Source organism: Variovorax sp. OV084 (genome assembly GCF_900111625.1).
Classification (GTDB): Bacteria; Pseudomonadota; Gammaproteobacteria; order Burkholderiales; family Burkholderiaceae_C; genus Variovorax.
This window is the reverse complement of sequence record NZ_FOII01000039.1, coordinates 1-13,890: the sequence shown is the minus strand read 5'-3', so window position 1 is coordinate 13,890 and position 13,890 is coordinate 1. Positions and strand designations below refer to the sequence as shown.

At 66.3% G+C, this 13,890-nt stretch carries 13 protein-coding genes and 2 pseudogenes; 9 read left to right on the top strand and 6 right to left on the bottom strand.

Features of this window, described 5'->3' with window-relative positions; translation table 11 throughout:
* Window positions 1–138 (bottom strand): annotated as a pseudogene (locus tag BMW87_RS35690) (type I methionyl aminopeptidase); the annotation flags it as partial.
* 44 nt (window positions 139–182) lie between these two features.
* On the opposite strand from BMW87_RS35690, the gene BMW87_RS34255 reads away from it, so the two are divergent.
* The 6 genes from BMW87_RS34255 (at window position 183) to BMW87_RS34230 (ending at window position 5,596) form a co-directional block, all read left to right on the top strand.
* On the top strand, window positions 183–386 hold the full coding sequence (locus BMW87_RS34255) for a hypothetical protein (protein WP_093082985.1): 204 nt from the start codon (window positions 183–185) through the stop codon (window positions 384–386).
* A gap of 239 nt (window positions 387–625) precedes the next feature.
* Window positions 626–1,309 carry a 2Fe-2S iron-sulfur cluster-binding protein gene (locus tag BMW87_RS34250; RefSeq protein WP_093082983.1) on the top strand — a complete coding sequence of 228 codons (684 nt, stop codon included), beginning with the start codon at window positions 626–628 and terminating at the stop codon, window positions 1,307–1,309.
* Window positions 1,306–2,289 carry an FAD binding domain-containing protein gene (locus BMW87_RS34245; RefSeq protein WP_093082980.1) on the top strand — a complete coding sequence of 328 codons (984 nt, stop codon included), beginning with the start codon at window positions 1,306–1,308 and terminating at the stop codon, window positions 2,287–2,289. Before BMW87_RS34250 ends, BMW87_RS34245 begins: the two co-directional genes overlap by 4 nt.
* A 12-nt stretch (window positions 2,290–2,301) precedes the next feature.
* Window positions 2,302–4,539 carry a xanthine dehydrogenase family protein molybdopterin-binding subunit gene (locus BMW87_RS34240; RefSeq protein WP_093082977.1) on the top strand — a complete coding sequence of 746 codons (2,238 nt, stop codon included), beginning with the start codon at window positions 2,302–2,304 and terminating at the stop codon, window positions 4,537–4,539.
* Between the two features lie 17 nt (window positions 4,540–4,556).
* Window positions 4,557–5,180: a cysteine hydrolase family protein gene (locus BMW87_RS34235; protein ID WP_093082974.1), complete on the top strand. Its 624-nt coding sequence runs from the start codon at window positions 4,557–4,559 to the stop codon at window positions 5,178–5,180.
* Window positions 5,177–5,596: a VOC family protein gene (locus tag BMW87_RS34230; RefSeq protein WP_256217040.1), complete on the top strand. Its 420-nt coding sequence runs from the start codon at window positions 5,177–5,179 to the stop codon at window positions 5,594–5,596. The genes BMW87_RS34235 and BMW87_RS34230 overlap by 4 nt, the downstream gene beginning before the upstream one ends.
* A gap of 281 nt (window positions 5,597–5,877) precedes the next feature.
* Here BMW87_RS34230 and BMW87_RS34220 read toward each other — a convergent pair whose 3' ends face one another.
* The 4 genes from BMW87_RS34220 to BMW87_RS34205 all read right to left on the bottom strand — a co-directional run bounded on the left by BMW87_RS34220 (window position 5,878) and on the right by BMW87_RS34205 (window position 11,226).
* On the bottom strand, window positions 5,878–7,167 hold the full coding sequence (locus BMW87_RS34220) for an Nramp family divalent metal transporter (protein WP_093082969.1): 1,290 nt from the start codon (window positions 7,165–7,167) through the stop codon (window positions 5,878–5,880).
* A 62-nt stretch (window positions 7,168–7,229) separates the two neighbouring features.
* Complete coding sequence (locus tag BMW87_RS34215) at window positions 7,230–9,650, bottom strand: catalase (RefSeq protein WP_093082966.1); 2,421 nt, start codon at window positions 9,648–9,650, stop codon at window positions 7,230–7,232.
* A 50-nt stretch (window positions 9,651–9,700) separates the two neighbouring features.
* Window positions 9,701–10,687, bottom strand: coding sequence for a DUF72 domain-containing protein (locus tag BMW87_RS34210; protein ID WP_093082963.1), 987 nt, complete (start codon window positions 10,685–10,687; stop codon window positions 9,701–9,703).
* A 47-nt stretch (window positions 10,688–10,734) separates the two neighbouring features.
* Window positions 10,735–11,226, bottom strand: coding sequence for a hemerythrin domain-containing protein (locus BMW87_RS34205; protein WP_093082960.1), 492 nt, complete (start codon window positions 11,224–11,226; stop codon window positions 10,735–10,737).
* Window positions 11,227–11,534: 308 nt separating this feature from the next.
* Here BMW87_RS34205 and BMW87_RS34200 point away from each other — a divergent pair, with 308 nt between their 5' ends.
* Together BMW87_RS34200 and BMW87_RS34195 are read left to right on the top strand one after the other, a co-directional pair.
* Complete coding sequence (locus tag BMW87_RS34200; protein WP_093082957.1) at window positions 11,535–12,056, top strand: CBS domain-containing protein; 522 nt, start codon at window positions 11,535–11,537, stop codon at window positions 12,054–12,056.
* A 10-nt stretch (window positions 12,057–12,066) separates the two neighbouring features.
* Window positions 12,067–12,447 carry a DUF427 domain-containing protein gene (locus BMW87_RS34195; RefSeq protein ID WP_093082954.1) on the top strand — a complete coding sequence of 127 codons (381 nt, stop codon included), beginning with the start codon at window positions 12,067–12,069 and terminating at the stop codon, window positions 12,445–12,447.
* A 74-nt stretch (window positions 12,448–12,521) separates the two neighbouring features.
* Here the strand turns inward: BMW87_RS34195 and BMW87_RS34190 are convergent, their stop codons facing one another.
* Window positions 12,522–13,238, bottom strand: coding sequence for a glycosyltransferase family 2 protein (locus BMW87_RS34190; RefSeq protein ID WP_093082951.1), 717 nt, complete (start codon window positions 13,236–13,238; stop codon window positions 12,522–12,524).
* A 218-nt stretch (window positions 13,239–13,456) separates the two neighbouring features.
* Here BMW87_RS34190 and BMW87_RS34185 point away from each other — a divergent pair.
* Window positions 13,457–13,890: pseudogene (locus BMW87_RS34185) on the top strand (acyl-CoA dehydrogenase); the annotation flags it as partial.

The window sequence follows — 13,890 nt, the reverse complement described above, 5'->3', positions numbered from 1 at the left end:
GTTCGCTGGAATGGCGCCCTGGACATTCACGATGTGGTCGTGGCAGATCCGGTCGAGCGTCTCCGTGCTCACCCCCGGCACGACGTAGGGCTCGACCATGGCTAGAGCCTCCGCGGCAAGCCTGCCGGTCCGCCGCATGGGCAGCCGGCTCCGCGTTCAGGCTGCTGCAAGCCTGCCTTGGCTTGGACATCGATGCCATGGAAAACAAGGTGCGCATCGTCAAGCCACAGCTTCCCGCCGATATCGAGCACGTGCGCGTCGAACGGCTCAATGTCGGGCGCAGCCATCTGGACCTGCGATTCCAGCGGATGGAAGGCCGGATCGTCGTGGCCGTCGAGGAGCCGCGGCAACGCGCCTCGCGCGTAGAGGTCGAGCTGCATCTTTGAGATGCCGGAGCACATCGATGGTCACCCCGAGGCGCCGCGTTCAAGCTACCTGGATCGCTATGCGCTTCGGCTGCGCATGCCCGCCTGAGAGGGGCCCCCCGAGGCACGGCGCCACCGTCGGCCTGTGCCTACATCACGACAGCGCGAACGCGCGTTGCGGGCCGCGAGGCGCTTTCTAGGATTTTCTTCAGGCGCGTGTTTTTCGCCCCCTTCGTCCCGCGCCGCCTGGAGATTCCCACATGAAATTCGAGACCCCCCTGGTCGGCGCGGACGAACACGGTGCCGGCCGCCTGACCCGCCGCGCCATCTTCCAGTCAGGCGCGCTGCTCGTGGGCGCCCAAGCCCCCTTGATGGCACATGCGCAGGCCGCTCCCGCGGCAGCCCCGGTAGCTGCCGAGTTGCCGCCACAGCGTATGCAGGTGCAGTTGCAGATCAACGGGCAGGCGCATCACCTTGAAGTCGACACCCGCACCTCCCTGCTCGATGCCCTGCGCGAGAACCTTCGCATGACAGGCTCGAAAAAGGGCTGCGACCATGGCCAGTGCGGCGCCTGCACGGTGCTGATCGACAGCCGCCGCACCAATGCCTGCCTCACACTGGCCGTGATGCATGACGGCCAATCCGTCACCACCATCGAAGGCATGGCGCAAGGCGACACGCTGCACCCGCTCCAGCAAGCATTCCTTCAGCACGACGGCTTCCAGTGCGGCTACTGCACGCCGGGTCAGATCTGCTCGGCGGCGGGCATGCTGGCCGAGGCGAGGCTGGGCATGCCAAGCCATGTCACGCGCGACCTGGACAGCAGCAACGTCGCGCTGACGGATGAGGAAATCCGCGAGCGCATGAGCGGCAACCTATGCCGCTGCAGCGCCTACCCGAACATCGTTGCCGCGATCAGGGACGCATCGAGAGAGCGCTCATGAAGGCCTTTACCTACGAACGCGCCGGCACGCCCGCCGCCGCGGCGGCTGCGGCCGCCCGCCCCGGGGCACGGATGATCGCCGGCGGCACCAACCTGCTCGACCTGATGAAACTGCAGATCGAGACGCCGACACATCTGGTCGACATCAACCGCCTCGGCCTCGACCGCATCGAGCCCGGCGAGAACGGCGGCTTGCGCATCGGCGCGATGGTGCGCAACTCGGACCTGGCCGCGGACGCGCGCATTCGCCGTGACTATGCGGTGCTGAGCCGCGCGCTGCTTGCCGGCGCATCGGGCCAGTTGCGCAACAAGGCCACCACCGGCGGCAACCTGCTGCAACGCACGCGCTGCTATTACTTCTACGACACCGCCCGCCCCTGCAACAAGCGCCAGCCTGGTTCGGGCTGCGCCGCACTGCAGGGCTACAACCGCATGCATGCGGTGCTGGGCGCGAGCGACCAATGCATTGCCACGCATCCATCGGACATGGCGGTGGCCATGCGCGTGCTCGACGCCCAGGTGGAGACGGTGATGCCCAGCAGAACGCGCCGCGTGATTCCGATTGCCGACTTCCACCGCTTGCCCGGCAACACGCCGCACATCGACACCAACCTGCAGCCCGGCGAAATGATCACCGCCGTGACCCTGCCGCCGCCCCTGCCCGGCCACCACGTGTACCGCAAGGTGCGCGACCGCGCCTCCTATGCCTTTGCGCTGGTTTCGGTAGCTGCGATCGTCGATGCCAGCGGCGGACGCATCCGTTCGGCGCGCATGGCCTTCGGCGGCCTCGCGCACAAGCCGTGGCGCGTGGAAGCGGCCGAGGCCCGCCTCGCTGGCACCGTGCTCGACGAAGCCACCGTCAACGCTGCCAGCGACACCGTGCTGGCGGGTGCGCGCGGCTTCGGCCACAACGACTTCAAGCTCCCGCTGCTGCGCCGCACGCTGCAGATCACCATCGACGAAGCCGCACGGACAGCCTGAGAAAGACACGCCATGGACATGACAGCACCCGCCGCCCGCAATCCGATCGACGAAAACCGCAGCAGCCTGATCGGCAAGCCCATCGACCGCGTCGATGGGCGCCTCAAAGTGACCGGCAAGGCGCCCTACGCCCACGAGGTGCAGGAGGCGCCGGGCAAGCCAGCCTATGGCTTCATCGTCGAAGCAACCATCGCCAGGGGCACGGTCGCCGAGATCGATGCTTCGGCCGCCGAGAAGGCGCCCGGCGTGCTGCTGGTGATGACGCACCGCAATGCGCCGAAGCAGGCGCCGTGGGGTCCCATCGATGCCAAGGACCGCTTCGCACGCGCCACGCCGCAACTGGCGAACGACAAGGTGCGCTACTACGGCGAGGCCGTGGCTTTCGTGGTGGCCGAGAGCTTCGAGATCGCGCGCGCGGCCGCGCAGCTGATCCGCATCCGCTACGACGCCGAGCCTGGCGAATACGATCTCGCCGCCGCGCGCGGCAAGGCCGAAAAGCCCAAGGACGACGAGATGCAGAAGGCCGACAGCCGCATCGGCGATTTCGACGGCGCCTTCGCGGCCGCGCCGGTGCAGGTCGATGCGACCTACACCACGCCCCACCACATCCATGCGCAGATGGAGCCGCACGCCACCCTCGCATGGTGGAGCGGCGACCGCGTGACGGTGCATTGCGCCTCGCAGTTGCTGGAAAGTGCGCAGAACGCCGTTGCCAACACCTTGCAGATCCCGCCCTCCAAGGTGCGCATCGTGAGCCGCTACATCGGCGGCGGCTTCGGAGGCAAGCTGCCGGTGTACGGCGACCTGATGCTTTCCGCCATGGCCGCGCGGCAGCTGCAGCGCCCGGTGAAGACCGCGCTCACGCGGCAGCAGATGTTTCACTTCACCACCCACCGCAGCCAGACGATCCAGCGCCTGCGCCTGGGCGCCACGCCCGACGGCAGGCTCACCGCCATCGCACACGACTCGCATTCGCACAGCGCGCGCTTCGACGACTTCTACGAAACGGCCAGCGCCCAGACGCGCTCGCTCTACGCCGCGCCGAACCGGCTCACCACGCACCGGGTCGTCAAGCTCGATCTGCCGGTTTCCGATTCCACGCGCGCGCCCGGCGAGGCGGTCGGCATGCTGGCACTCGAACAGGCCATGGACGAGCTGGCCGAGAAGCTCAGGCTCGACCCCATCGAGCTGCGGCTGCGCAACGAGCCCGCCATGGACCCGGAGAAGAACATTCCGTTCTCCACGCGGCAGCTGGCGCGCTGCATGAGGGAGGGCGCCGAGCGCTTCGGCTGGAGCCGCCGCAATGCGGTGCCGGGCACGGTGCGCGAAGGCCGCCGGCTGATCGGCATGGGCTTTGCCGCCGCCACGCGCAACAACTACCTGATGGACGCGAAGTGCACGGTATCGCTCGACCGTCAGGGCGTGCTTACGGCACGCATGGCCATGACCGACATCGGTACGGGCAGCTACACGGTGCTCACGCAAGTCGCGGCCGAGATGCTCGGCCTGCCGGTGCAGAACGTTCGCATGGAACTCGGAGACAGCGACTTTCCGGAAACGCCCGGATCGGGCGGCTCATGGGGCGCGGCGAGTGCGGGCTCGGCGCTGTTCGACGCCTGCACCAATCTGCGCGGGCAGCTGGCGCGCCGGCTCGGCGCGAAGCCTGACGAGGTGGTGTTCGCAGACGGACGCGCCAGCACCAGAACCCGCTGCGAAACGCTGGGTGCGCTGGCCGGCACCATCGGCCTGCGCGCCGACGGACAGATCGGCAAAGGCGACATGGGCAAGAAGTTCTCGCAGCAGGCCTATGGTGCGCACTTTGCCGAAGTGGCGGTTGACATGGACACCGGCGAGATCCGCCTGCGCCGCATGCTCGGCATGTTTGCCGCAGGCCGCATCCTGAACATGAAGACAGCCACCAGCCAGGCCACCGGCGCGATGATCTGGGGCGTGGGCTCCGCACTCTTCGAAGACGCGGTGATCGACCCGCGATACGGCGCTTTCGTGAACCACGACCTGGCGGAATACCACGTGCCCGCGCATGCCGACATCCCGGCGGTGGAGGCCGTGTTCCTCGACGAGGTAGACGACAAGACCAACCCACTGAAGATCAAGGGCGTGGGCGAACTGGGCATCTGCGGCGCGGGCGCCGCAGTAGCCAATGCGGTCTACAACGCCACGGGCGTGCGCATCCGCGACTACCCGCTGACGCTCGACAAGGTGATGCGGCTGCAGGAGCGGCGGGCCTGAAGTCGGAACTGCCGCTCATGCCTGCGCGCTCTTCCAGATCCTCCGGCGTACTCGCTCCCGAAAACGCGGCAGGACACACCGCGCTGTTGATCATCGACATGATCAACTGCTGGGATTTTCCCGACGCGCAGAAGCTCTTGCCGCCCGCTGCGGCCATTGCGCCGCGCATCGCCGCGCTCAAGGCCCGCTGCCGCAACGCAGGCGTTCCCGTCATCTATGCCAACGACAACCGTGGCCGCTGGCGCTCGGACTTCCCGTCGCTGGTGGAACTGTCGCTGGACGAGGGGGGAGCGGGTGCCGCGATCACGAGCGCGCTGCAGCCCCAGGCCGACGACTACTTCGTGCTGAAGCCCAAGCACTCCGCCTTTTTCGGCACGCCGCTCGAGCTGCTGCTGCAGCACCTGAAAGCACGCCGCCTGATCCTGACCGGCGTGGCCAGCGACCAGTGCGTGCTCGCGACGGCCATGGAGGCGGTGATGCGCGATCTTGCCGTGGTGGTGCCGCGGGACTGCGTGGCTTCGCAATCGGTGGCGCGAAACGACACCGTGCTGCGCCAGCTGGAGAAGTTCCAGAAGCTGCCTACGACGGCGGCGTCGCGCATCCGCCTGGTTCCGCTACGGGGCAAAGCCGCCAAGAGGTGACGCTGAACATGTTCGCCCACATACAGATCGGCGTGAGAGACCTTGCGAGGATGTGCGAGTTCTACGATCCCGTGCTTGCGCACTTCGAACTCCGGCGGGCCGTCGATCTTTCGCACGTCGGGGCGGCAGGTGTCTACTGGCAGCACCCGGGCCGGCGCTGGCCGCAGTTCGTCATCGGGGCTCCGGTCAACGGCCAAGCCCCCTCGTGCGGCAACGGCAGTCAGGTGAGTTTTCTGGCCTCCTCGCGGTCCGTGGTCGATGCCGCCTGGGCAACTTCCCTCGCGCACGGTGCCTTGGACCAGGGTGCCCCGGGCCTCCGACCACGATACGCGCCGGACTTTTATGCGGCGTATTGCCTCGACCCCGAGGGGCACAAGCTTTGCTTTGTGCACACCATCGCGCAGACGCCGCTGTGAAGCCTCTCGTTCGAGGCCTCTTCATCGCCCTTGCCTGATACGTCCGGCACGCTCATCATCGGCCTTTCAATCGTTGGAGCACTTGATGCCTGCCTCTCCCGAGTCGCGTGCTATTGCCAAACTGTCGTGGGAAGCTGCATGGGAAAGGCTCGGCAACGCCTTGCGCCCCCCGCCTGGCTATCCTGAACCAACACCAGAGCACCTTCGAGAGTGTTTCGCGAACGCGCAGCAATGCCTGGAGGAGGTCCGGCTTGCGTACGATATCCAACCCGAGACGGCATCTACGAAGCCAGGCTCATGAAGATGAACGCGACCGACGCTGCTGCCATGGCGGCGGTGGCGGCCCAACCCAGCACACGCCACCCCAGCGGCAGCAGCAACTCACCCATGAGCCTGCGACTTCCCGCTGCAAGCATCACGCCGACCATGATCGGCACCGACATCAGCGAGTTGATCACGGCCGCCCACACCAGCGCCTTCATCGGATCGACGCCGACGAGACTGATGCCGATGCCACACACCATGGCCGCGGCGAGGATTGCGTAGAACGCCGGCGCGGCTCCCACCGGTTTCTCGAGCCCTCGTCGCACCTTCAGAAATTCGGCGCAGGCATAGGCTGCGGACCCGGCAAGCACCGGCAAGGCCAGCAACCCGGTGCCCAGGATGCCGAGCGCGAACAGCACGAAGGCCGCATCGCCCGCGACCGGCCGCAGCGCCTCAGCGGCCTGCGCCGTCGATTCGATATTCAGTTGGCCGTCCGCATGCAGTGTGGCGGCCGCCGCCAGCATCATGAAGAAAGCGATGCCGTTGGAAAAGCCCATGCCAAGCCAGGTATCGAACCGCAGCCGCCGCAACTGCGCCGGTGCCTGGCGGGGTGCCTTCGTGAGCGGCTGGTCCTGCGTGACCCGTTCGATCTCCTCGACCTCCTGCGCCGCCTGCCAGAAGAAAAGGTACGGACTGATCGTCGTCCCAAGAATCGCCACGACCATCCTGACCGTCTCGGAGTCCCACTGAATGCGCGGCAGCAAGGCGCCCGCGAACGCCGCCCCCCAGTCCACATTCGCAACCATGGCAACACCGACATAGGCGAGCAGCGATAACGTCAGCCACTTCAGGATGCGCACGTAGCGGCGGTAAGGCAGCCAGGCCTGCAAGCCGAGCGAGATCGCTCCGAAGGCCAGTGCATACGCGGCCTCCGGCCCGCCGATCGCGAGTCGCATGACCTCTGCCATGGCCCCCAGGTCGGCCGCGAGATTGACGACGTTGGCGACGAGCAGCAGCATCACTGCGGCCATCACCACCGGACGCGGCCAGAGCACAGCGAAGGCCGAGGTCAGCCCGCGCCCCGTGGTCCGGCCGATGCGCGCGCTCGCGAGCTGGATGCCCGCCATCAGTGGATAGGTCAGCAGAAGCGTCCAGCCCAAGCTGTAGCCGAACCTGGCGCCGGCCTGGGTGTAAGTGGCGATGCCGCTGGGATCATCGTCGGCCGCACCGGTGATCAGACCGGGGCCGAGCTTCCTCCAGAACCCCTGGTGCTCTGCCGACAACGCCTCCCGTGTTCCTTGCGCCATGCCGGGCCGCCTGAGGTCATCGGCCCCGGGCGCAGTTGCCGGGTGGTTCTCCACGGCGATGCTCAAACCCGAGGCGGATCGGAATCACGTGCCGGATGGCGATGCATGCCTGCGGCGGCGATGAAGTCGCTCGCGGCCGTGTCCGCATGCGCAGCATCCGCAAGGATCAGCCCCGGGTCGGCCGATCCGTCCGGCAAGCTCATCGGAATGCCGGCCTCGGCCAGCAGGGCCTGCGATGCACCGAGTGCGAGGATGGTCTTGCAGTGTCGGTACTGGTCCTTCACGAATTCCATCGAGTGGCCAACGGCGGCCAGCGCCTCCGTGGCCGCGAGGCCGTCGGGCAGCACCAGCGCATCGAAGAGGAAGCCGGGGCTGTTCTCCATGCTGGCATCGGCTTCGAGCTTCTCTCCGCCCGCGGCGATGTAGGTACCGAGGCGCGGCCCGATCAACCGTGGCACGGCGCCCGCCTGCACCAACGCTGTCACCAGCTTGCCGATGGATGCGCCTTCTGCGCCATCGGCCACGAGGATTGCGATCTTGCGCGTTCGGATGCCACCTTCGCCCGGGCGAGCCATCAACGAGAGCGCGGGCGATCTGTCGACCTCGGGCGTGGCCGGTGTTTCCAGCGCCGTGGGCAGTGGCGCGGGCAGTTCCATGCCCAGCCCTTGCGCCACCTTGGCCGCAAGCTCGGACGACACATTCAGCAGGCTTGCAACGACGCGCTCGCGAACCGCTGGCACCGTCACCTTGGACAGCTCGAAGCGAAAGGCGGCGGCGATGTGTGCCTGTTCCTCGGGCGTCTGGCTCTCGAAGAAGAGCGTGGCCTGCGTGTAATGGTCGGCGAACTTCTCTGGCTTGGCCCGCACCTTGTCGCTGCTCTCCTTGGCATCGAGACGCTTCGCGATGCTCACGAAGCCCTGTGCAGCGCCGGCCTGGAACGGGCAGCCGCCGCCGAGCGAATTGGGCTCGTATGCCGTGCGCCCGCGATGGACAGCTTGGCGGTGCATGCCGTCACGCTGGTTGTTGTGAACCGGTGCAATCGGCGAATTGATGGGCAGCTCATGGAAGTTTGGGCCGCCCAGGCGCGTGATCTGTGTGTCCACGTAGGAGTGGATGCGTCCCGCCAGCAGCGGATCGTTGGTGAAATCGATGCCGGGTACCACGTGCGCCGCACAGAACGCGACCTGCTCGGTCTCGGCGAAGAAGTTGTCGGGGTTCCGGTTGAGCACCATCCTCCCGACGATCTGCACCGGCACCAGTTCCTCGGGAACGATCTTGGTGGCGTCGAGGATGTCGAAGCTGAATTGCCTAGCTTGCTCTTCCGTGAAGATCTGCAGGCCCAGTTCCCATTCGGGGTACTCGCCGGCGTCGATGGCCTCCCACAGGTCGCGGCGGTGGTAGTCGGGGTCGGCGCCGGAGATCTTCACCGCCTCGTCCCACACCAGCGAATGCGTGCCGAGCTTGGGTTGCCAGTGGAACTTCACGAGCACAGATTCGCCCGCGTCGTTGACAAGCCGGAAGGTGTGCACGCCGAAGCCCTGCATCGTGCGGTAGCTGCGCGGAATGGCGCGGTCGCTCATCTGCCACATCAGCATGTGGGTGCTCTCGGGCATGAGCGAGACGAAGTCCCAGAAGGTGTCGTGCGCCGAGGCCGCCTGCGGCATCGCATGGTGCGGCTCGGGCTTCACGGCATGCACGAGGTCGGGGAACTTCATCGCGTCCTGGATGAAGAACACCGGCATGTTGTTGCCGACCAGGTCCCAGTTGCCCTCGTCGGTGTAGAACTTGACGGCGAAGCCGCGCACGTCGCGCGCCGTGTCCTTGGAGCCGCGCTCGCCGGCCACGGTCGAGAAGCGCACGAACACCGGCGTCACCTTGCCGGCCGCCTGGAACGGCGCCGCCTTGGTGTGCTTCGTCAGCGGCTCGTAGCACTCGAAGAAGCCGTGCGCGCCCGAGCCCCGCGCATGCACGATGCGCTCGGGAATGCGCTCGTGGTCGAAGTGCGTGATCTTCTCGCGCAGGATGAAGTCTTCCAGCAGCACCGGCCCTCGCGCGCCGGCCCTGAGCGAGTTCTGGTTGTCCGCAACCGGCACGCCCTGGTTGGTGGTGAGCCGTTCGCCACTGGAATCGACGCGCACACGGTCCAGGGTGCCGATGGTGGCATTCGTGCCTTCGGGCGCCACCGCCCCCGTCTTGCCGGATGCATTCGACTCCGACGGCGTGCTGCCGGTGGGCAGACGCGAAGCTGGCTTTGCGCTGAGGCCGACGGGCGCGGACGGTGTGTGTTCGAGCGGCTTGTTGCTGTTGGCGGGCATTGCCGCGGCAAGTGCCTGCGTGTCGATCGCCTTTTGCGCGGGAATGTCGCCCTTGCCTGCAGCAGGCGGCGCCGGGTGCGCGGGGCCGCTGTCAGTGTTGCGTGCCGCGGCGCGGGCTGCATCGAGTGCGACGGAAGGCGGCGCACTCGCCTTGGGTTGTTTGGCCATGGTTTTGTACGTGGTTGGGTTCGAAGGGAGTCAAAACGTAAAGCGCGAGATCAGGCGCTCTTGTAGGACGCCGCAGCAAGTTCGGTGCTGCCTGCATCGAACTTCGTCGCGAACTTGTCGTCGTCGCCCAGGCCGGTGGCAAGGCCAAGGCGCATTGCCAGGTGGGCGGCATCGTAGGGAGCGCGCACCTTGGTGTCGTTGTCGAAGTAGCAATACACGTCGCGCCTGCCGCGCCGCGCGGCGGTGGTCGAAGCCAGCCTGGCATCGGGCACCTGGCGACCCTTGCGCCAGGCGTCGATGCGCGCCGCCCAGTGATCGAGTGCTGCATCGCTGTATCCGCTGGCATAGAGCTCCTTGTCGCCATGCAGCCGCACATAAACGAAATCCGCGGTGATGTCCTCCAGCAGGGGCCACCTTCCCGCGGTGTCGGCCACCACCAGGGCCACGCCATGGCGGCGCAGCGTGGCAACGAACCCGGGATCGACAAAGCTGCGATTTCGCACCTCGATGGCGTGCCGGATTCGAAGCCCGCGAGCCGCCTTCAGCACAGACCGGCCCTTCACCTGATCGTCGTGTTTCCGGGCCAACGCCGCCGCCGACTTCGCATCACGCGGCAGGAGCGACAGGAAGCGCTCCATCCGGTCGGGGTCGTAGCGCATGCGTGGCGGAAGCTGCCAGAGCACAGGCCCCAGCTTCTTGCCCAGCGCCAGCACGCCCGATGCGAAGAAATTGGCCAGTGCCGTGTGCACGTCGTCAAGCTGACGCATGTGCGTGATGTAGCGCGACCCTTTGACGGCGAACACGAAGCCGTCGGGCGTCTCGTCGTGCCATGCCCGGTACGACTCGGGGCGCTGCAGGGAATAGAACGATCCGTTGAGTTCGATGCTCGGCAGCATCCGGGAGGCGAAAGCGAGTTCTTTTCGCTGCGCCAGCCCGGGTGGATAGAAGCGCCCGCGCCATGGTGCATAGCGCCATCCGGAAATCCCGATGCGAATTTCGCCGCGCGGCCTCGCCGTTCGTCCGGATGGTCTTACCAAGCTTGCGCTCCTGCACGTTTCCGGCTTGGTGAAGCGACGACAGGAACTCAGGCCGTGGCGCCAAGCTCTTCCATCAGCTCCTCCTTGCGGGCAGCCAGCTGCTCGCGCATGGCGACCAGGTCGAGGCCACGGGCGGCGCGCGCCTTCACGAAGATCTCGTTGCGCTCTTCCTTCACGTGATGATCGATATATTCGCCCAGCACCATCACCTTGGCGTCGAACTTGTCGTCGACATCGGTGGCCTCCTGGATCTGCACGATCAGGTCCTTGGCGCTGGCGTGCTCGACCTCGGCCTCATCGAGCAGGTCCGTTTCCTTGATGGCTTCGCGCAGCGAGGGATAGAAGATTTCCTCCTCGATCTGAGCGTGGACGGTCAGCGCCATGCAAATCTCGTCGGCAAGCTCGCGCTTTTTCCGCTCCGAGGAAGCGGCGCGCGAATGAGCGAGTTCTTCGTATTCCTTGAACATCTTCTTGACGCTGCGGTGGTCGGCGTCGAGGAGGCTGCAGGCATCTGGCTCTGCGCGTCGGGAAGTGGGCATCGTGGGCTCTCCAATCGAGTTGCGGGGAAATCGGACGATGAAACGGCGACAAAACGAACTGTGTAGGAGAGCTCCGTATCCACATACCAGTGCGAATCACGCATCGCAACAAGTGGCGACACCGCCGATGCGCGGTACCGACAGGCCACCACCGACGCTCGCACACGCCAGCCAATTCCCACTTCGACCCCATTCATGGCCTGACAACGGCGCCGCGTCGCCCCGCTACCGTGGCCTGAAGTTGCGTCGGCTTCTCATCGCAGGCATGTCGCCCGCGAGGCTGGACGCATCGACCCAAGGAGTTCACCTTGACCCAAGTCAACGAATTGATGACACGCGGTGTTCGCACGGCCGCCCCCACGGACACGCTCTGCGATGCCGCACAGGCAATGGAGGAACTGGATGTGGGCGTGTTGCTCGTATGCGACGGGGAGCGTCTCGTCGGCGTGATCACCGACCGCGACATCGCGGTGCGTGGCGTCGCCCAAAGGCTGTCGCCTGACCGTACGCATCTGGACGTGATCATGACCGGAGAGGTCCGCTGGTGTTTCGATGACAGCACCGTCGAAGAAGCCCTGCGCACGATGAGCGAGTTACAGATTCGCCGTCTTCCGGTGATCGACCGGGACAGGCGCCTGGTCGGCGTCCTGTCCCTCGGCGATGCCGCCGCGAAAGGCCAGGCATCGCAAGCCGGTGAGCCTCTCGCACGAATTTCGCAGCCGGCCGAGCCCGACCGCTCCAGTCAATCGGCCGCAAGCGGTGCGGCGGGCGGTGGCCAGTCGAAGCGAGTTCGCCCAGGCCGAGCTTCCGGCGCGAAGCCGTCCCACTAGGAGCATGCAAATGAGCCAATCCCCTGGCCATCAAAAATGGCCCGATCACCAGGTCCGGGAAGAACACCTTCATCGGCCTGTCGAAGTCGAAGTGGAGGGTGTTGTCCTGGCCACTTCGAGCGACGTCATCAAGGTTGACGAAGACAAGTCTCCCGTGCGCTACTACTTCCTGCGCTCCGATGTCCGCATGGAGAAACTGGAACGCTCGAAAACGACCACCGAATGCCCGTTCAAGGGTGTGGCGAACTACTACGGCTTGAATCTCGGAGAAAGGCGGCTGGAAGACGCCGTCTGGACCTACGAGGACCCGTACGACGAGCACCGGGCTCTGAAGGCAAGGCTCGCGTTCTACGACGACAAGTTTCCCGAGATCCATATCCGGTTTCCTTGATCATCGATCCCCGCTGCCCGGGCATGACCAATGGAGTGCCTCACCCGCGGCTGCGATCTTGGAATGTCATGGCATCACGCGCCAGCAGCAATGGCCGGCCGCATCGCGCAACCCGTGGATTCGGCCAGGCGTTGCGCCACGGCGTTCAGCAGCGCGCCTGCAAAACCGCCGCGCGCCCGCGCATCGGTGCGCGCGCTGGTCACAACCCGCGGCAGCGAACTCCAGGCAACGCTGCAGCCGGCGCCGACCAGCGCATTCACCAGGGAGACGTCCTCACTGCACGCGAGGTGCCTGAATCCGCCGACGCGAAGATATGCCGCCGCTGACACGCCAAGGTTTGCGCCATGAATATGGCGATGGGATTCCCGGTCGAAATAGGTCTCCTGGAAGTGCGTCTGGAGCAGCGCCGCATGGCGGCCGTGAGGCGACCAGTCCAGCACGGACACCGTTCCGCATACAACGTCCGTCTGAAGAGAAAGTTGAGCCGCAAGCCAGTCTTCGGAAACCAGCGTATCGGCATCGGTGAAGGCCAGCCATCTCGCTCCCCTTGCCAGGAGAGCCGTCGCACCCACGGCCCGAGCCATGCCGACATTTCGCGCGCGAATGGCCACGGTAGCGGCACCGCAACAAGAGGCCAGGATGCCGGTGGCGTCCGTGCAGTCGTCCAACGTCACGATCGTCTCCACGGGCTCTCCCATCAGTGCGGGATGCTGCGATGCGGTGCGCACCGCAGACAGACATTCGCGAATCAGTTGCTCCTCGTTGTGCGCCGGAATGACGATACCTAGCATGGTCGAGCCCTCGTGTCGTTGCAGATCGGATTGCCAGGCGCTGAAGATAGAGAGCGGGCCTGACACATCACGTCAGGAGAAGCGCGGCGGTCCTGTAGGCGACGGACAATCCGGGCCCGACGAAGGAAACATCCAGCCGAAGCGGGCGAATGGACTACGCGCGGGTCATTGCGCGGGTGCTAGAAGCTTGATCTTCCAAACGATAGCCGCTACTTCACATGTCCGAACCCGCGCTCGCCGATGCCTTGCGGCAACTGCAGCTTCGCCATGGGCGCGACCTCGCGCTGAAGCATCTGGTCGACGCGGGCATCGACGTGCTGCCAAGACCGGGTGCCGGCCGGACCCTGGCGCGCTGGCGTGTGCTGGCCGAGGTGGCGGCCCATGACCTTTCGTTGGTGAAGCTGTTCGAAGGGCATACCGATGCACTCGCCATCCTCGCCGAACTCGGCGCCGCGTCGGCCGCACCCGTGGGTGCGCGCTGGGGCACTTGGTGCGCGGAGCCGCCCGACGCGCGTGTGGTGCTCGACGCGACAGAGGGCCATCGCGTTCGCCTGACCGGCACCAAGGCCTGGTGCTCGGGCGCCGCGAGCGTGACTCACGCCGTCGTGAGCTGCTGGAATGCGGCCGGCGAACCGTGCCTTGCGGCTGTGGC